Annotated in this window: 12 protein-coding genes; 9 read left to right on the plus strand and 3 right to left on the minus strand. The window is 42.9% G+C overall.

The window, feature by feature from the left end:
- Positions 1-191: 191 nt before the first annotated feature.
- Together ACYUCY_RS16795 and ACYUCY_RS16800 are read right to left on the minus strand one after the other, a co-directional pair.
- Positions 192-2,873 carry an ATP-binding protein gene (locus ACYUCY_RS16795; RefSeq protein WP_460227685.1) on the minus strand — a complete coding sequence of 894 codons (2,682 nt, stop codon included), beginning with the start codon at positions 2,871-2,873 and terminating at the stop codon, positions 192-194.
- 15 nt (positions 2,874-2,888) lie between these two features.
- Positions 2,889-4,178, minus strand: a complete 1,290-nt coding sequence (locus tag ACYUCY_RS16800; RefSeq protein ID WP_460227686.1) for an ABC transporter substrate-binding protein — start codon at positions 4,176-4,178, stop codon at positions 2,889-2,891.
- 524 nt (positions 4,179-4,702) lie between these two features.
- Between ACYUCY_RS16800 and ACYUCY_RS16805 the strand changes: the two genes are divergently transcribed.
- From ACYUCY_RS16805 to ACYUCY_RS16825, 5 genes are all read left to right on the plus strand, one after another.
- Entirely contained in the window at positions 4,703-5,206 is a 504-nt protein-coding gene (locus ACYUCY_RS16805; protein ID WP_460227687.1) for a CinA family protein, read from the plus strand.
- 139 nt (positions 5,207-5,345) lie between these two features.
- Complete coding sequence (gene recA, locus ACYUCY_RS16810; protein WP_460227688.1) at positions 5,346-6,401, plus strand: recombinase RecA; 1,056 nt, start codon at positions 5,346-5,348, stop codon at positions 6,399-6,401.
- Positions 6,402-6,412: 11 nt separating this feature from the next.
- Positions 6,413-6,967 (plus strand): regulatory protein RecX, encoded by a 555-nt coding sequence (locus tag ACYUCY_RS16815; RefSeq protein WP_460227689.1) that lies wholly within the window; start codon positions 6,413-6,415, stop codon positions 6,965-6,967.
- Positions 6,968-7,424: 457 nt separating this feature from the next.
- Positions 7,425-7,955, plus strand: a complete 531-nt coding sequence (locus ACYUCY_RS16820; protein ID WP_460227690.1) for a hypothetical protein — start codon at positions 7,425-7,427, stop codon at positions 7,953-7,955.
- 197 nt (positions 7,956-8,152) lie between these two features.
- Positions 8,153-9,079: a Csu type fimbrial protein gene (locus ACYUCY_RS16825; protein ID WP_460227691.1), complete on the plus strand. Its 927-nt coding sequence runs from the start codon at positions 8,153-8,155 to the stop codon at positions 9,077-9,079.
- Positions 9,080-9,086: 7 nt separating this feature from the next.
- Here the strand turns inward: ACYUCY_RS16825 and ACYUCY_RS16830 are convergent, their stop codons facing one another.
- Positions 9,087-12,161: a hypothetical protein gene (locus tag ACYUCY_RS16830; RefSeq protein WP_460227692.1), complete on the minus strand. Its 3,075-nt coding sequence runs from the start codon at positions 12,159-12,161 to the stop codon at positions 9,087-9,089.
- Positions 12,162-12,446: 285 nt separating this feature from the next.
- On the opposite strand from ACYUCY_RS16830, the gene leuB reads away from it, so the two are divergent.
- The 4 genes from leuB to ACYUCY_RS16850 all read left to right on the plus strand — a co-directional run bounded on the left by leuB (position 12,447) and on the right by ACYUCY_RS16850 (position 19,448).
- Positions 12,447-13,520 (plus strand): 3-isopropylmalate dehydrogenase, encoded by a 1,074-nt coding sequence (gene leuB / locus ACYUCY_RS16835; RefSeq protein WP_460227693.1) that lies wholly within the window; start codon positions 12,447-12,449, stop codon positions 13,518-13,520.
- Between the two features lie 103 nt (positions 13,521-13,623).
- The gene (gene asd, locus ACYUCY_RS16840) at positions 13,624-14,730 is read left to right on the plus strand and encodes an aspartate-semialdehyde dehydrogenase (protein WP_460227694.1); all 1,107 of its coding nucleotides are present in this window, start codon (positions 13,624-13,626) and stop codon (positions 14,728-14,730) included.
- A gap of 110 nt (positions 14,731-14,840) precedes the next feature.
- Positions 14,841-15,860 carry an Asd/ArgC dimerization domain-containing protein gene (locus ACYUCY_RS16845; protein ID WP_460227695.1) on the plus strand — a complete coding sequence of 340 codons (1,020 nt, stop codon included), beginning with the start codon at positions 14,841-14,843 and terminating at the stop codon, positions 15,858-15,860.
- Between the two features lie 423 nt (positions 15,861-16,283).
- Complete coding sequence (locus ACYUCY_RS16850) at positions 16,284-19,448, plus strand: FimV/HubP family polar landmark protein (RefSeq protein WP_460227696.1); 3,165 nt, start codon at positions 16,284-16,286, stop codon at positions 19,446-19,448.
- The last annotated feature ends 133 nt before the right edge of the window (positions 19,449-19,581 follow it).

A 19,581-nucleotide genomic window follows, 5' to 3' on the forward strand; every position in this document is an offset into this window, starting at 1 on the left:
TGTCTCAAATATAATTAGATAAATCGTTATGCAAGGCAGTTGTGTAGTAGTGAATAGTGTGTCGTAGGTTAGTATTAAATTCGAGTATTAAAAGAAATTACTCGGTTATGATATAGCGATGGTGTCGTCGCTATTGTGAAGTTTTTCGTTCCCATTTTAAAAATTGAGATTAAGTAGGCATTGATAAAGACCTACGAGTTTACATTTTCAGTTTTAGGTAAGTACTTATCCAAGCGGTTTATCAACTCACCTTCGTCGATAGGCTTGGTGAGATAATCATTCATCCCGGCTTGACCTGCTTTTTCATAGTCCTCTTTCATCGCGTTCGCACTCAGACCACAAATAGCGATATCAGTATAGCCAGCTGACCGAAGCTTTATTGTTGCCTCATAACCATCCATCACCGGCATTTGGATATCCATAAGGATTAAATCATAGTCTTGAAATTCAATAAATTTATCGACGGCTTGTTTTCCATCTTCTGCTAGATGGACTTCTATTCCAAAATCTTCCAGCATCGTACTAGCTACTAATTGATTTATTTCATTGTCTTCGACGAGTAATACGCGACCGGAGAATCGATTTTGATTGTTATTACATGCCCCAATATCCAACTTCGTATTTGTATTCTCATCTGTGTATGGAATATCAATTATATTTTTGAGAAAGTTATCTAATTCTTGTGGGGTATATGGATAGTATAAAGTTTTTTCATCACCTAGCAATTTGTTTTCGTCGATAGAATTCTTTTCGGATCTTGGAAGGATTACGCCAATATTTTTTTCAAATTTATTTAGTTTTTCTATAATAGATAGATAAATTTCTTTGGGTTTTTGATGAGGGGTATCTATTAATATCGTTTCTCGATTATTTAATATATTACTGTTTATATAGATTTCCGGCTCTATAATATCAGCGATTATTGCTTTCTCGCGCAATACATTGTTGTTAATCAAGCTGCTATCTACTTTTGAGAGATACTTGATTGCCACGGGCTGTGGAGAAATTGGCTTATGCAGTTTTTCTTTTTCAGTATTTTCAATCCTAAAGCGAACTTCAAATCGACTCCCGACATCTGGCTCGGAATCGACGGTGATCGAGCCACCCATTAATTCCGTTAGTTGTTTTACTATCGCCAAGCCCAAGCCGGTACCACCATACTTTCTACTGGTCGAGCCATCTGCTTGAGCAAAAGCATCAAATATCGTGTTGAGTTTGGTTTTGCTCATCCCGATACCCGTATCGCTCACCACAATTGTCAGATATTGATTTTTATCTTCAGTAGAATTGGAGTAATCGATAACAACTTTTACGCTCCCGAGCTCGGTAAATTTAATCGCATTGCTGCACAAATTAAGCATTACTTGGTTGATGCGCAAAGGATCTGAAATTATACGAGCTGGTACTTGGTCCATAACGTCAACGCGAAAGTCTAGTTTTTTGTCTTCGATATGTGTGTGCATTAACGCGATAAAACTACCAACTAGTTCGTCGATTTCGAACTCGATACTTTCGATATCGAGTTTTCCAGCTTCTATCTTTGAAAAATCTAGAATGTCGTTGATTACGCCCATGAGAATTTGACTAGAATAGGACACTTTTTCTAGGTAGCCGCGTTGTAAGGTATCTAGGTTTGTTTTCAGTGCGAGGTTTATCAACCCAACTATCCCGTTCATTGGTGTACGAATTTCGTGACTCATGTTAGCTAAAAACATACTTTTCGATTCTGCTGCAAGTTCGGCCCTGTCTTTTTCTTTCGCGAGTTCTTTGTTGAGCAGTTCTTGCTGTTTGAACATTGCGGTAGACTCTTCTAGCAAGCGAGTTGTTTGTTGGTTTTTAGCATGAAAAATACTTGCTGCTTTAGACAATTCTCCAATTTCATCATTTCGATTTCGTTCTGGAATCTTATCAATTTCCTCTTCATTTGAAAGACGATTAAATACATCGGTGATTTTTCTAATAGGTAAGATCACTCGACGTATTACGACAATCGCAATGAAAATTGCAATCAACATACATACCATGGCGACAATGTCGGTTAATTTTTGCGAGGTTTTAGCTGCTGACAATGAATCGAGAATTTGATCGTTCTGAATTTTCGAAACCCGCTGAGATAGTTCTTGGGTAAGATAGAAAAATTCGTTGGCTGATCCCGCCATAACGACATTAACTAGAAATATATAGCCCCGAGTTATCTGAGATAGTTTGATAACCTGCGACTGTAAATCGTTCGCCATAGGCAGCAATTCCGTATTTAGTCCTTCGTCGAAACTAATAACCTCAGCAAATTTCGAATGCCACTGATTAAATTCATTGATATTGAAATGGTCCGGTTGTATTAAATAGTTTTGATAGCTATTTTTTGCCTCACTTAAATAATATTTTGCTTCTAGCCAATCCCTAGAAGCGTTTTCTAAAATATTTTGGATCGTGGTGAAATTGTCGGCGATAAGGTGCTCTGTCAGTTGTCGCGTTTGGCTGCGGCCTGCTACCACACTTTCAAAATTACTTTTGTAATCCTTAAGGTGACCCCGCATACTTTTTATAATCGTTTGAAAATCGCTTGAATTATTCTCTAGTAGTGAGAGGTCAAATAGAGAAATTTTTTCTTCAACGCCGCGCATTAACTCTTGAAACTTAAGCCGTGCAGATTCGCTAGCGGTATCTTTATAAATCAATACATTCCGCTGTAAATCAAGAACGTCACGTTCAAGTTCATGAACTAAACGAACTTCGATTAAAGCGCTACTGGATTTTTGATAGCTAGCTACGATGGTTTGTTGACTGCTTCTTGTTAACGAAGTTTGAATGATCAGAATAATGACCATCGCCCCCATGACAACAAGTATCTGCGTTTTTAATGATTTAAACATTCTATAATTCTGTTGCTAACTGCTTATGAATTCATACCACTTTTGCAAGCTGTACTCGTAGGTTGGCATGACGGTATTCCAGACTGCGACATTACTAAAGCGCTTTTCGTAACTTCCACCGGTACGGATTTCTCCAGGTTTAACAGATATCTTTCCATCTGTTCCATGCAAGGCTTTCGTAGCAGCTTTTCCTTGGTACCAATAATCCCATTCTTCGGAGCTGAGATAATTCGCTGATCGTTCAGGGTTAGAGATGTAGTATCCCTGACGGGCAATAAATGCACCGGGCCAACCTGATAACCACCAATTCATATAGTCGTAAGCGGCGTCTTTTACACTGCCTTCGGTGGCCGAGGACATGCACATTACGCCATGCCAGCCTCGGTAACCCTCTTTCGGCGCAGCATAAACGACTGGGATATTTTCACCATTTAACGCTGATACCGCTGGTGAAAACATACTTTCGATCACCACGCGTTTTGATGACATAAAGCGGACTGATTCGGGCACAGATGTCCAAAATCCACTAAAGTGCCCAGCACTTTTAAACTCAGTTAATATTTTGAACAGCTTGTCTAGTTCGGCACGAGTTAATGAGCCGATATCTTCATACTCGACAAGGCCAAGAGTTTGCGTTGCAAGCACTAAGTCAAACAGCCCGATAGTCGGAGCGTTGACGACGGCGACCCGACCTGAATATTCTTTATTCAGTAACCATCCCCAGGATTCAGTTTGATATGGAATTCCTTTCTCAATTACATTGGAGTTGTAGCCGAACGAATCGACATTATGCACGTAGGGTAGAAAACTTATTTGTTCGGTCTCATCCGGGCCTAGTTCACCATTGGGCTGCACATTTAATAATTTGTATGGAGCATCTCCGGCGCCCAGTTTTGCGTTCGGGGTTAGTTTTCCAGTTTTTGTAAGAGAATTGATTTCCCCCCAATTTTGAATTCGGGATTTGTCTATCGCTTGAATTGAGCCAGATCGCCACAATACGTTGATACTGTTTGACCACTGCTCATAAAGATCAAATGAGGTCGGCGCCACCGACGCTTTCTGCAAAACCGCAGCGCTGCCGCCTGGCTCAAAAATCAACTCAATACCTAGATCTTGCATTGCTTGAGTGCGCAACTCTTCTTGCAGGGTGACATGAGTCCCAAGAACTCGAACTCGTGTTTTATTTCGTGCAAACACAAAGGGTGCCTTTACGGCGGCAGCTGCGCTAATCGCACTAATCGACAACGTTCTTAGTGTTTCTCGTTTTTGGGTATTAATCACGTTATTTTCTGGTGATTTCGGCATATAAAACTCTCACGAAGTAGCAATTCTTTATAAAAGTGTAGCGAATTGGGAATTTGCTCTAGGAACATTACGAGATAAGTTGAGGGGGTTGATAGAAGAGGGTGAATGGAAAAGATAGAAAAGCTTGAATTTCGTACAGACTCAATGGACAACGTCGAGATCTATTTCTGGGTCGACCGCCCGATGTCATTTGAGATGAAAGTGCTTAGTTGTCAGACCTAATGTTTTAGAAAATTGACCTTGAAAAAAGTGAGAATCCTATAGCAGAGAAGTGAGATTTAGGACTAAAGATGACGAAACCACATCGATCTAGAAATTGTTCAAAACAATAGGAGCTCGCATTTAAAGCACATGTCGCTAAAAATCCATGTAGCCAAATCGAGTAGAAATATTTCCCTCTTATTGCAGGTAACTCTATTTACACTAACGCTCTTCAAGCCATCACAAAAAATCGTTTGTAACTTACCTTGGTACCGCCTTAATGCTCTTGCACTTACCGGTTTGCTCGAATACCTTATAGCACCATGTCCTCCCCTCAAAAGATCCTTCATCTTGTTGAACAACTAAGCCAGCTTTTGCGCGCCCGTAAATGGACTGTAACCGCGGCAGAATCCTGTACGGGTGGTGGGGTGGCCTATGCCTTTACGACTTTATCTGGAAGCTCTGATTGGTTTGAGGCGGGCTTTGTTACTTATAGCAACGCTCTAAAGATGAAGTTGCTATCGGTTTCTGAAAGAACACTTGATGAGTGGGGAGCGGTAAGTGAAGAAGTTGTTCGGCAGATGGCACAAGGGGCGTTGGTTGGCGCTAATGCCAATGTAGCAGTTGCGATCAGTGGTATCGCGGGACCGGATGGTGGTACAGACGCAAAACCTGTAGGGACCGTATGGATGAGTTGGGCGATTAAAGATGGTGAAATTGTAACCAGGAGATTCCAATTCTCTGGAGACCGAGAAGAGATTCGGCACAGTGCTGTTGCTGAGGCCGTAATGGGTCTAATCGAGTTAATTTCAAAAAGTCCTGTATAAAACAATAGTACTGTTTGCGCATACAGGAAAACTCATGTAAGCTCTCGAAAAATCGAAAATCAACGCACAGCTTTTCAATAATTAATAATTCTTCGAAACGAATAGTATTTAACAAATTTTAAGACAATAGAGGTGACCCATGGATCAGAATAAGGAAAAAGCATTAGAAGCTGCACTTGGCCAAATTGAGCGCCAATTCGGTAAAGGTACGGTAATGCGTATGGGAGACAAGGAACACGTCAAGATCCCTGCGATTTCTACGGGTTCTTTAGGTCTCGATGTCGCTTTGGGTATTGGTGGCTTACCAAGAGGGCGAATTGTTGAAATATATGGGCCTGAATCTTCTGGTAAAACAACGCTGACCTTGCAAGTTATTGCGGAAGCGCAGAAGAGTGGAGGCACTTGTGCTTTTGTTGATGCGGAGCATGCTCTAGATCCTCTTTACGCAGAAAAATTAGGCGTCAATGTTGACGACCTTATCGTATCTCAGCCTGATACCGGCGAGCAGGCACTGGAAGTGACTGATATGCTGGTACGTTCAAACGCCGTTGATGTATTGGTTATTGATTCGGTTGCGGCTTTAACGCCGAAGGCAGAAATTGAAGGAGATATGGGAGATCATCACGTTGGTTTACAAGCGCGTTTGATGTCGCAAGCCTTACGTAAAATTACCGGCAATATTAAAAATGCTAATTGTTTAGTTATTTTTATTAATCAGATCCGAATGAAAATTGGCGTCATGTTTGGCAATCCTGAAACAACTACTGGGGGTAACGCTTTAAAATTTTACTCTTCCGTACGTTTGGATATCCGCCGCATTGGCGCTGTTAAAGATGGCGACGAAGTAATTGGCAATGAAACACGCGTTAAAGTTGTGAAAAACAAAGTCGCACCTCCATTTAAGCAAACCGAGTTTCAAATACTTTACGGAAACGGAATTAACCTTTTGGGTGAGTTGATAGATTTTGGCGTGCAGCAGGGTTTAATCGAAAAATCAGGTGCTTGGTATAGTTATCAAGGAAACAAAATTGGTCAAGGCAAAAATAATGTTGTGAAATTTCTGACTGAAAACCCTGATATCGCAACAGCTGTTGAAAATAAACTGCGCGCTGAGTTATTAGGCGATAAAAGTAAAGACGCCGGTCAGGAAGATGCCGATACAGATAGCAACGTTGTTGAATTAGAGGCTAAATAAAAGACGTAATTATGTTTGTTGCTGAAGATTCCAAATTAAATAGTGCTCATTCAGTAAATGGAATGGATACGGATGATGAAATATTTGTTGATCGTTCTTTCGAGTCTCGGTCAAGAAAAAATGAAGTATCCGTTACTATAAGCACTGTGCGGTTTGCGGCGATGTCTTTTTTAGCTGCGCGAGAACACACACGTTTGGAGCTTCGGCAAAAGTTAACTCGACGTTTTCCAATGTCTTCAGAATTGATTTTAACTGCCGTTCAGCAGTTGGCTGATGAAGCGCTGCAATGCGATGAACGATTTACTGAAGCCTTCGTAGGAATGCGAAAGAGGAAAGGGCAAGGCCCTATACGCATTTTAAACGAACTTAAACAGCGTGGAGTTGAAGCTGATTACGTCCCCCGTTATGTGGATCAGCACAACCCCGAATGGGTGTCTTTGGCTAAGTCTGCCGCACTAAAAAAGTTTGGTGAACTTGGAGACGATATCGCATTTCGAGCGCGGCAGATGCGCTTCTTACAATATCGAGGTTTTACTACGGAGCAAATCCGATCTTTGTGGAAATAAAATTACCAGAACAATTTAATTGCCACTTCGTTTTACAAAAACTGTGTTTGCTTATTTCTAATTAACTACATGAATTTAACTTACCTTTCAAAACTTCATATGTAATTAGATTTTGGTTTTGCGCATGATGAAGGCTTAATGACTGATGAAACATTAATGTTTACATCAGAATAAAAAATAATATTTCACGTCTAAACAGCCCTTACAAATTACGTTCAGTAGGGTATTTGGGTAATTTTTCCCTTCTTTCCAATCTATCTGCTGGCGTACAACTTCTGAACACCTCTCTTTTGTCTACATCATTTGACTGAAAATTGACGCATTTCCACTTCTTACGGATTGAAACCGTCCGTTTGTCATGGAGTTGACAGCTAGGGCTTGTTCTTTAGGTATTAGACGCTAATCTAGCGATATACGAATTAAGTACTAGATTTTATATTCTTGTTCAGGAGCTGTTATGAAATTACGCTATCTTATTCTTCCACTAGCCATTGCTAGCGCATCCAGCTCGTGGGCCGCTACTGATGGAACTTTGGGTGCCACCTCAGCAGGAACCACGGTGGTTTCAGTCGATGTGCCCGACACAGTTCAGGTTAGTGTTGAGCAAAATGTGAACATGACCTATAACCAAGGAGTCGATAGTACGGGTTCGACGGGTATTTGTATCTACCATAGAGCAGTTGCGACGGCGGCTTTAACTCTAAGCTCGTCTAACCAAAATAGTGTCGGTGGAACGAATCCAACCCTTTTCAATATGCTTTTTGGTGGTAACTTACTGCCATACACCGTTGCGCTATCAGGGGCATCGGTTGTGGGTTCGGTTACCAGTGGCGCGAAGATGAGTAGTATTGCCGCTGATTCCGCGCAGGTAACCTGCAATGGCGCATTCCCAATTTCAATAGATGTAAATGTGTCGACAGGCGATCTGGAATCAACGCCTGCAGGTACTTACACTGATACGGTTACAGTTTTGGTTGAGCCTACATAAATTACCCCTCTGTTGTTAGGTGCACTTTGCAATCGTGGTGAGAAACCTCGATTGCATTTTTTGTTTTTAGGGCGTGAAAAAATATATCATTGAGAATGCTTATTACCGTTAAATTTATTTTGTTCTCGGGTTGACTCGTGACTATTAGAAAAACATGTTGCTCCCTTTGCTTGCTCTCGTTTTTATTGTGTTATTCGGTGCGGAGTTTTTCTGCCCTAGAAATTAGAAACGAGTTTAGTGATTTTGATTTGGGCTTATGGAATGGACAGGGTGATGTAACGCTGTCGCAACAAGCTTGCATAATTTCTTATTCGGGTTTTTTTCGAGCAAACGATTATCGTATTTCCGCAAGAATGAATGCACCAGCGGCTTCAAGCGCAGCTCCGTTTCAACTCTTCAGCATCTCTAACTCAAATGTTTCTATTCCATTTAATGCGGAATTACGCGATCTTTTCACCAATCAACAACAAACTCTAAGCCCTGATGTTTTTTCAAATAACATGACTTATCAGATTGGAACCTGCACTTTTGGGGGCAATAGTGCGGAGTTGCGTTTTGATTTGTTAGCCTCAGACCTTTATCAAGTTCCCGCCGGTGACTATAGAGTAAGTTTGGATATCGAAGCTAGAAGAGTAAACAATGGTGGGAATTTAACCGGACAGTCCGATACGCAACAAAATTTAAGAGGGCGTATTCAAATTCCTTCGTTAATTCAAATTAGCGGACTAAACGATATAAATTTGGGTACATACGATGGATTGTCTCCGAGTTTATTTCAAAACGAATCATTTTGTATTTATACCAACACCGCTAATTATACGATTACGACAATGGGCAGTAACAATATTGGAAGTCCAAATACATACAGCCTGGTGAGCGGCAGCAATAATATTGATTATCGAGTGAAAGTTCACAACTCATCGGACGCTAGCAACGAAAGCTATTTATTAAACGGAGCGACAACAACTTCTTTGGCTGCGAACCAGTCGCAACCTTTAAGCAGAAATTGTAGTGTTGCTGGCGATAATGCAGCAGTGTATGTTGAAATCCAGGGTGCGGATTTAAGTGCTGTTCCGGCAGGAAGTTATTCAGATGTGCTCACCTTGCGTGTAGCACCAATTTAAATGGACCTCACAGTTTTTTTACCGTTTCAATTCCATAGAGATTTTCTGACTTTGTGGCTAAATTCGCTGCGATTTCACTAGTGTGTTGAAAAGCAGTAGAAACGGTAGACAAGGTAACTTTGGCTCTATCTATGCAAAGTTGATTCGCACTATGCTCGGAGAATGGAAGCATTCTATCCGTAATAATTTCGTCAATGCTTAATTTTTTCTTATCGTAATAGTTAAACAAACAATCAGATAGTTTTCTCTGTACTAACTTACAATTCCCATTAATACGCTCTGTAAGCTCACGAATATGCAATTGGTAATGCTGTGGCATTTGTTTCGGTTTGTAGTTATTTAATATGCTGAGTTCCTCTGCATCTCTCGCTATGATGTTTAATTTTTCGCAAACGGCGTGAAGCTTGGTAAGCGATGTGTATAAAACCGTGCTTAATTTTTCGCTGTCTTTGTTGAGTAATAGACCCAGTGCAATACGTTCTCCCATAACGCAATTTTGTAGATTAATATCATCTGCGTATTCTTTAAGTTTAGTCTCTCTGCTTCTTATTTCTCGGTCTAGATTATTGCTGGGATCTGAACAGTACTGAAAACGAAATGAGTTGCCAGAGGACTTTATTTTCTTTGCCGCTTTTAATTCGGTGAGCTGTTTTAGGAGTTTATAGTAATAATCTAAGGCTGGGGCTCGGTCTGGCGATAAATACCGAATCTTTTCTATGCAATTGTTAAGTTTGGTGATTTTGCTATTTTCATCTATATCTTTAATCGATGTTTCTTTGGGCAACTTCCAAAACTGCAAGCCGTGCGGCCAGTTGCTTAGATACTCTTTAGCGATTTTTTCTTGCTTGTTGTCTGTTTTATTGCGTTTAAATAGTTCGGCAACACTTAGTAGTGACTCTGAAGAAACTACGATGTTTTCTCTCTCATAAAAGTTTAAAGTGAGTTTTTCTGAAACGGGATCCAAGTTTTTGATAAGTGCTTTAAGGGGTCCGTTGTTACTGATTAAATCTGATTGAGCGCTTCTATTTTGTTCTGTGTTCGCTTTATTTTTTTGATAAAAATGCGCGCTCAACTCACTTATATTTTTCACAAATCGACGATTTTCTATGTTAGCTACCATTTCGTCGATACTTCTTTGGGTGGCATCTTCTATGTCGGTAATGCGGTTGCGTGAAGTCGCGGCATCTTGAGCGTTAAGGATCTTTTCCCCGTAACGCGCGGCGGTGGATTTCTCGGTATTGCCCAGAAATAGGAGTTTTTGTTCGCAGTGACCAAAGAAAAACGATTCAATAGATTCTAGGTTTTTGATTCGATTTGTTAGATGCAGCGCCGCGTCGTTGAGCTTTTCATTGGCAATTAATCCAATTTTTCTCTCTAAGTATTCGGATAACTTGAACTCGCGATTATTTAAATCGTTCAGCCAGTTCAATATGGCCTGAGAGATATACTGCGATCTTCTGGTGGTGGGATCTGCGAATCGGCCACATTCCTTTGCGCAGAAATAACTGAAATCTTTAATCGATAAATTTTCTAATAGTGGCGCTCCAATACGAATCGAAGTGCGTTCAGGAAGTTCTTGAGAAAAAGTAAAAAAATCTTTGAGCTTAGCCGACATGCCACTGCGGATATTTGCTTCTAAGCCAACTTGGATTTTCTCAGGCGTTGGGACATTAATAATTTTACATAAAGCGGTGACAAGCATAAATAACTTAGGCTCATCTTGTATTTTTATGTCGACATAGCGCGAATCAGTTTTGGTTTTGATCCATAAAGGAATGCTTAGTATCGACATGATGCTCAATACTAAGAGGCTCGGGATTAGTAAAAGTATAATTGCTAACATTGGTGATAGTTTGGCAACCAATCCGAAAACAAATCCAATGATACTGAAGGTAATTACGCCCGAGATGATAAGTCCCGCGGCGTACGTGACGGGAGCTAGGATGCTCAGTACGGCTAAGCCATAAGGCTTGGTTCTATTGAATCTTGGCGTTTCAATCGCCATGTTTTTTGCATTGGCAAGATTAAACAGCGCCTTAATTTCCTCCGCCGATTTGTTTAGTGGTGATTCCGCCGGTGTTTTCTTTGGCTGTTTATTTGCAACACTATTTTGTTTCTTTGAAGCAACACCTTCACTACTTGGTGCCTGTGTTAATAGTGGCTTGCGTGCGGCTAAATTGTTTGTTGGAGTGATAGGTACGACGTTTGTTGTATTCGATCCACTATTTTTCAGATCTGTTTTGTCTTCGGTTTTGGCTAATACAGCACTGACAGAATATTTTTTTTCAGTATTGTCATTATCTTTAGATTTTATGATTGGCTCTACATTGGCACAGGGCTTTACGTTTGATTTAGTATTCTTTTGCTCTATTTTTTTCGAGTCGTCGATATTGTTAGGGGTAGACGTAGTTACAGTATCGGTCTTTGGCTTTTGTGAGTTGATTGTTTTTGGCGCGCTTGGCTTTTGTTCTTGGTTTGGACGTTCTTTTTTTTGAGCGCCTTGCACAGAGGCCTGCTTGTTTTCGATCTGAGATGTTTTATCGGATTTTTCAACTGCGATTACTGGTGCTGTATTTTTAGCTTGCGGAATGTCTTCTTTTCTTGTGTTGATCGATGCTTGGTTTTTATCTTTGCGGTTTGCACTTGTTGCCACTTCTTTTTTAATGGGCGTGGCAATAACAGGCTCTGGTGTTTTTGCCTCAGCAGTTTTGGTCGGTGTTTGGGCCGATTTGCTCGTACCTTCATTGCTAGGGGAGATGTGTTGTTGCGTATGTGGAGAAGGTTTTACGACATTCTTAGTTGCTACATTCGTTTGCGAGAATGATGTGGCGGATTTTGAATCTGTTTTGCTCGGTGGATCGATGACACTATCTAAGCCAAATTCCATGAGGCGGTCACTGATGACTTCTGCTTGTTTATAGGTAAGGTTTTCTTTAACGACCTGTGGGGTGCCGGATTTTAATTGCTCTATAAACTCAGGGGAGCGCTTCAGAGATTTCAAGTAACGCTCTAATTCAGACAAAGACTCTTCTGAAGGTGTAGCGCGGCTTATCGGGCCCTCAATAATGACACTGAATTGCATCCTGTTCTTACCTCGGTTTTCGGTCTTTGAATTTCCTTAGAAACACTCATTTGCAAACGTCAATAGCATAGACTTTAACCAATTAAACGGAGTGAACGAAATCACACTTGTGTGTAAAGGAAAGTAGAATCAGAAAGTTAGTGAGCGCTCGAAGCGCCTATTCAGGGATTTAAATAGGTCAAAATCTCGCTAATACCTAAGTGAAACAATTGATTTCCATAGAGACCGATATTCATTCGGTCTATAATCCCGCGCTTTTAGTAATCGGTGGACAGAGAGAATCAAGTGAGTAAAAAAGTTTTAGTATTGCCAGGTGATGGTATTGGTCCCGAAATTATCGCCGAAGCGGTAAAAGTCCTAGAATGCGTTAATGCAAAAGAAGATCTCGGCCTTCAGTTTGAAACTGCGTTGTTGGGAGGGTGCGGGGTTGACGCTTTTGGCGAGCCATTGCCGAGGGAAACACTTGAAAAAGCCCAGTCTGCGGACTCGATTTTGATGGGGGCGGTTGGTGGCCCCAAGTGGGACACGATCGAACGATCAATCAGGCCTGAGCAGGGTTTATTACAGCTTAGGTCAGGATTGTCATTATTCGCGAATTTACGACCCGCGATTTTGTACCCTCAGTTAGCGGATGCTTCATCCTTAAAGCCTGAAATTGTTGCAGGTTTGGACATCATGATAGTCAGAGAGTTAACAGGTGGCATTTATTTTGGGCAACCGAGGGGTATTCGTACGCTGGAAAATGGCGAGCGAGAGGGCTTCAACACCTATAAGTACGCTGAACATGAAATTGATCGGATTGGACGAGTAGCGTTTGAACTCGCACAAAAAAGAAACAAGCGATTGTGCTCTGTTGATAAAGCGAATGTGCTTGAAGCGACGGTACTTTGGCGCGAAGTGCTAACTAATCTGGCGAAAGATTACCCAGATGTTGAGCTTTCGCATATGTATGTTGATAATGCCGCAATGCAACTGGTACGCGCTCCGAAACAATTTGATGTGGTCGTCACGGGGAATATGTTCGGCGATATTTTGTCCGATGCCGCGGCAATGTTAACCGGTTCAATCGGAATGTTGCCTTCTGCTTCACTGGATAAGAATGGCAAAGGTCTATACGAGCCATGCCATGGTTCCGCTCCTGATATAGCTGGCAAAGGTATAGCCAATCCGTTAGCAACAATCTTATCTGCAGCAATGATGCTCCGGTACTCTTTGGCGATGCCTGCCTCGGCAGAGCGAATAGAACTCGCGGTTGGTAAAGTGTTGGATGCTGGTTTGCGGACTGCTGATATACACTCCAAAGGTATGAGCGAAGTATCTACTTCGACTATGGGAGATGCCGTTGTTGAGGCTTTATAGGGTTAGCGTGTGCTTCTGAGGTTTGTTTGATTTGAAGCTAAACAACATAGCTGAGTAAGGTTATTTTTCAGGTTTTTTTTAGATTAGAGCGAGTTTTAATGTCATGAGAGTAGGGTTTGTAGGTTGGCGCGGTATGGTGGGTTCTGTTTTGATGGAGCGGATGAACGCAGAGTCTGATTTCGATGGGATTGATCCGACATTTTTCACTACATCTAATGTTGGCGGAACCGGTCCAGCTATTGGAAAAGAGATTCCTACTTTAAAGGACGCTAAGTCAATTGATGACCTTTCAGAAATGGAAGCCATTGTTTCCTGTCAAGGTGGGGAATACACCCAAGAAGTATATCCAGAACTTCGCAAATCCGGCTGGAAGGGTTATTGGATAGATGCTGCATCTACATTAAGAATGGCGAGTGACTCAATTATCGTTCTAGATCCGGTTAATCTAAATGTAATTGAGCACGGCCTTAAAAACGGTGTTAAAGATTTCATCGGCGGAAATTGTACGGTGAGTTTGATGTTGATGGGCTTGTGCGGTTTGTTTAGGGAAAATTTAGTTGAATGGACAAGCGCTATGACTTACCAAGCCGCCAGTGGGTCGGGGGCACAGGCGATGCGTGAGTTGATAAGCCAAATGGGCGCCATCCATCAAGGTGTTGAAACCGAGCTAAAAGACCCCGCGAGCGCTATTTTACGAATTGATAAACAAGTCGCTGACATCATGCGTAGTGACAGTATGCCCATTGAGCATACTATCGCGACATTGGCCGGTAGCGTCTTGCCTTATATCGACAAAGAGTTGGAAAGTGGTCAAAGCAAAGAGGAGTGGAAGGCTCAGGCTGAGGCAAACAAGATTTTAGGTACACAAAGCACGATTCCGGTCGATGGGATTTGCGTCCGTGTCGGGGCGATGCGCTGCCACAGCCAAGCTCTTACCCTTAAGTTAAAGCGAGATGTGGCAATGGATGAAATTGAAGACATCATCGCGCGGGGCAATGAGTGGGTTAAAGTGATTCCTAACCATAAAGAGCAGACTCTTAAGGAGCTCACACCTACGGCTGTGACCGGTACAATGAGTATTCCGGTGGGTCGCCTGCGAAAAATGAATATGGGTGCGGAGTATTTGTCCGCGTTTACCGTTGGCGATCAGCTGTTATGGGGTGCCGCAGAGCCATTGAGACGTATGCTAAATATTATCCGGCAGCAATAAACATAATTTTCTTGTAGGTGATTCACTGCCAACAAGAACTATCCGAATAAAACGCTTGAGCGAAATACGTTCAGGCGTTTTTTAATTAACCGCCTAAGAAATGAACATTCATGAAGAATATTAAATTGGCCTTACTTGGGGTTGGCAATCCCATTGCTGACTCATTGTTAGAGGTGTTATCTGAAAGGCAATTTGCCGCCGCGAATATTTGTACGTTGTCAGCCAATCCTTACGATGATGAGCCCGCAGCGCTTGGCTCTACAACACTAGAGATGAAAGCCTTAGAAGGATTGGACATTGCTAGTATTGATATTATTTTTATTACAGGCGAACAAGAAGAGACCGTCAGCGCCCTAAAAACGGCAGTTGATGCTGCGAATTCAAAGGTATTTTGCATCGATTGCAGGAATCAAAATACCATCGATAATTCGATCACCGTCGCCGCGAAAGTAAATCCAAATCTGCTAAAAGACCTCGACGGCGGCGCTTGGATTCGTTGCGCCCACCCAAGTGCTCTAGTGTTGTCCACCATAGCTATGGAGCTGGGGCGGAAGCACGCGCTAACAGAAGCTGAAATGGTGAGCTTGCGACCAGTTTCTAGTGCCGGTAAAGCGGGTGTAGAAGCGCTGGCGAGCCAAACTGGAAAAATGTTGAACGGCTTAAAAGTTGAACATGGGCCTTTTAGCGATCAAATGGCATTTAACGTGTTAGCGCAAACGTCACCAATTCTTGAATCTGGCAGTAGCGCGGAAGAAGTGTTGATCAGCACGCAAGTTAAAGACCTGATGGGTGATGGAGCTTTCCCCCTCGATGTTACTTGTATCCAAGTGCCAGTGTTCTATGCTCAGTCAGAGGTGCTTACTCTTAGGTTCGAGCACCCTGTATCTGCAGCCGAAGTGACTACTATTTTGTCGAAAATCCCGGATGTTAAAATAGCTAAAGCCGGAAAAACGGAACCAAGCCCAGCATACCGAAAGCTAGCGCGAGATTTCATCAATGTAGGTCGAGTCCGAGTGGCGAGTGATAACGATCGCAAGGTTAATATGTGGTGTGTCACCGATAACCTGCGGAAAGGGATCGCAATCAGTGCGATGGATATTGCAGAAATATTGATAAAAAGCTATTTATAATGAATACTTAGAGCAATTATTGGAGAGATATTCGAGGTTATCGCGTTTTTCATTGAGTGCATTAACCGACTACAGCCGCCTTTGGTGGCTTTTTAATAACCAATTTTTGTTTTGAGTCTGGAAACAATGCCGTTTAGCCGAACAAACAGTGATGTTAGCGGTGAAACTAGCCATTATTAGTGTTGATTTGTTTACCAGTTGAAATCTTTATTTTTATTGGCAAATCAAAATCATATGAGTGAAGGCGTTAGTGGATACTTAAAACGCTTTTGATTGCTCTGCATTATCGAGTCCAGAACTGATAAATAAGATCGGGCAAAGCAATATTTCAACATTATTAGATTTTTTAATTTAGGCCAGAGATTCCTCAGACGACATTGGCGGCAAACCCCGGGGACGGGGAGACAACGAAAGGATCATCCCATGCATCTTCGCAAGTTAACGATTTTAACTGGATTCCTTGGGGCATTTTTTGCCAGCTGGGCTTTTGGTTTGGGTTTAGGCGAGATAAAGCTTAATTCTTCGCTAAACCAACCGCTAGACGCTGACATTAAGCTGCTGCAAGTTAGGGGTCTGGTGGCCGAAGACATATTGATTGAATTGGCTTCTGCTGAAGACTTCGAGCGGGCCGGGGTTGAGCGTCCATTCTTTCTGCAGGATTTGAAGTTTGAGATTCGCATCAATGGAGCGAATGGTCCTTCCGTCAAAGTCACATCTGAATTGCCAGTGCGAGAGCCCTTTGTCAATTTTCTAATTGAAGCAAGATGGCCAAGTGGGCGTTTGTTGCGCGAATATACAGTGTTACCCGATTTACCCGTTTTCTCTGAAAGACCTGCACAGCCGGTTCAAGCGCCTACGACTCAAGCGCAACCAGCACCAGCTCCGACAGTTCAAGCTCAGCCTCAGCAACCAGTTAGACCTGCACCTGTCACACGGCCAGCACCAGCTCCTGTTGTGTCTCAGCCTGCGCCAGCTCCTCGACCTCAAGTTGCAGAACCAGCGCCGCAGCAGTCTAGCCAACCTCAACCCGCTCCAGCGCCAGTTCGAGCGCCAGACCCAGTAAGAACGGTTAGTACCGGTGCAAGCGGGTCGCAAGATTATTCTGTGAATGAGGGTGATACCCTGTGGGAAATCGCACTTGAAGTGCGTCCTAACCGTGGATCATCGGTACAGCAAACGATGTTGGCTATACAGCGATTAAACCCCGACGCCTTCATCAACGGAAATATTAATTTACTAAAACGCGGGCAAGTTCTGCGCGTTCCCACCCAGAACGAAATACAGGTACTCGATCAAGTCGCCGCTATTGATGAAGTTAAATTCCAAAATAATCAATGGAGAAGTGGTCAAGGCTCATCTTCTGCGGCAGAGCTAGAAGGTTCTAGCACCCGTAGTGTTGCATCGGACATTGATCAGGAGCCGAGAGGCCAATTGAGTCTAGCTGCTCCAGGTAGCCAAACGAGTTCATCTGGTCGCAGTGGCGCTGGTGATACCTCAGCAAATACCGAAGCTTTAGAAAATGAATTGGCGATTTCCCTGGAAGAGCTTGATAGCGTTCGTCGGGAGAATACCGAGCTGAATGATCGTATCGCCGATCTTGAAGAGCAAATCGACACCTTGGACCGTTTGATTGAAGTGAGCAATGAAGAAATGCGCACCTTGGAGCTCGCGATAGAAATGGGTGAAGCGGCGTCAAATGAATTGACTGATACTGATTCGGAGCAAGTTGAACAAGGTATCGAGAGTCAGTCTGAGCTAACGGCAGAAGTCGATACTAACTTGACAGAAGATGCCTCTGGCGTAGTGGGCACTATCGCTGGGGGCAACACAGTTACAGAAGACCCAGTTAGTGAACCAGTAACTGCACCAATAACTGCCCCCGCTGCGGTGAATCCGCAGCCATCGATTGTAGACACCTTAATGGGCTACATGTGGTACATCGTTGCTGGTCTGGCAATCATAATTCTTGCTGGCGTCGCTTTTGTTATGCATCGTCGAACACAGGCGCAAATGGCAGAGTTTGATGATTTTGATGAGGACGATTTTTACGATGAGTCTGAAAACACTGGTGAGCAATCGACTTATGAAGAGCTAGAAGAAGATGTGAGCCTCGACGATAACTTTGATATTGGCGATGAGTTAGAAGAGCCGACAGAAGAAGTTGAAGCACCTGCGCCTACGGAAGCAGAAACGGGCGATGCTGTTGGTGAAGCAGATATCTATATTGCTTATGGGAAATATGACCAAGCGGAAGAGCTGCTGCAAAAAGCGATTATTTCTGAACCCAACAACATTGCGGCTCGCGGCAAATTGTTAGAAGTGTATTCAGAAACGAAAGACATCGAAAAATTTGATCGTGAATATGCGCAGTTATTATCGTTTGAAGACAGCGCAGCGAACGACAGGGCGGCAGAACTTCGCGCGTTAATTCCAGGTGTTGCTGCGTTCGCCGGTAATACCGAAGAAGGCGGAGCGAGTGAATCTCTAGACTTAGGCGATGATAATTTTGGTCTTGGTGATCCGGAGACGTCCGTAGCAAGCGCGCCCAGCACAGAACCTGGCGATGATGATCTAGGTGATCTCTCCTTCGATCTTGACGACGATGGTGACACCGCGACAGAAAGCAGTTCAGAGGTCGATAGCAGTCTGGATTTCGATTTAGATCTGGATTCTGATGAAGACAGTTTGTTAAGTGGTGAGTCTGAGCAAGTTAGCGCCGATTTTGCTTCTCTCGATGATGAGCTATCTGAAGATGGCGATGGTTTTAGTCTTGATCTTGAGTCAGGCCTCGATACCGAGCTGGATCTAGGTGGTGAAGAAACCGAGAGTGTAGATGACGATATGGAATTGAGTCTCGATCTCGATTTGGGAGATGGGGGTGATACAGAACTGAACCTTGATCTCGACGAAGATGATCTCAATATATCTTTGGAAGATACAAGTGTTGCGGAGCAAGAAGAAGTTTCGTCTGATGACATATTGTCAGATTTAGAATTTAGTGCCGCCGCAATCACGCCAGAAGCGACTAAGCCAGAAACATTGGAAACGGCTTCGACAGCGGGTGCAGACTCGGATGATGAGTTCGACATGGACATGGACAGCGATGTCGATCTCGCTGCTCTTGATGCCGAGATGAATGCTTTGGTAGGCGATCTGGACGACCTCGATGATGAAGAGATCCCGGTTGCTCCCCTTGTTTCAGAAGCGGCAGCGGAAGTTAAGGAAGACTTGGGTTCTTTAGATCTTGATAGTATTTCGGAAAGTATTAACGAAGGCGCGAACGATACGTCACTGGAGCTAGATTCTAGTGCATCAACATCAGATGAAGTGGATCTGGATATTGATTCTACGCTGATGGAAAACGATGAAGTGGAGTTGGGGCAAGATGGTGGTTTAGGAGATGACTTAAACAGTGAGCTAGATTTCTTAGCGGACACAGATGAAGTTGCGACTAAACTAGATCTCGCCCGCGCATATATCGATATGGGCGACAGTGAAGGCGCTAAAGATATACTTGATGAAGTCAATGCCGAAGGCAACGAAGAGCAGAAAAAAGAGGCGGCGGAGTTGCTGGGTAAAATTGGTTAAATTTAGTTTCGATTAAATTTCGGTGGTTTAGCCTGAATTTTTCTGGTGAACAGCAGCTTTACTGGTAAAGCTCAGTAGCCATCCAATCAAAAGCCTTGTGTAGACCACAGGGCTTTTTTGTTTTTAATGTGTT

Source organism: Aurantivibrio infirmus (assembly GCF_054767315.1).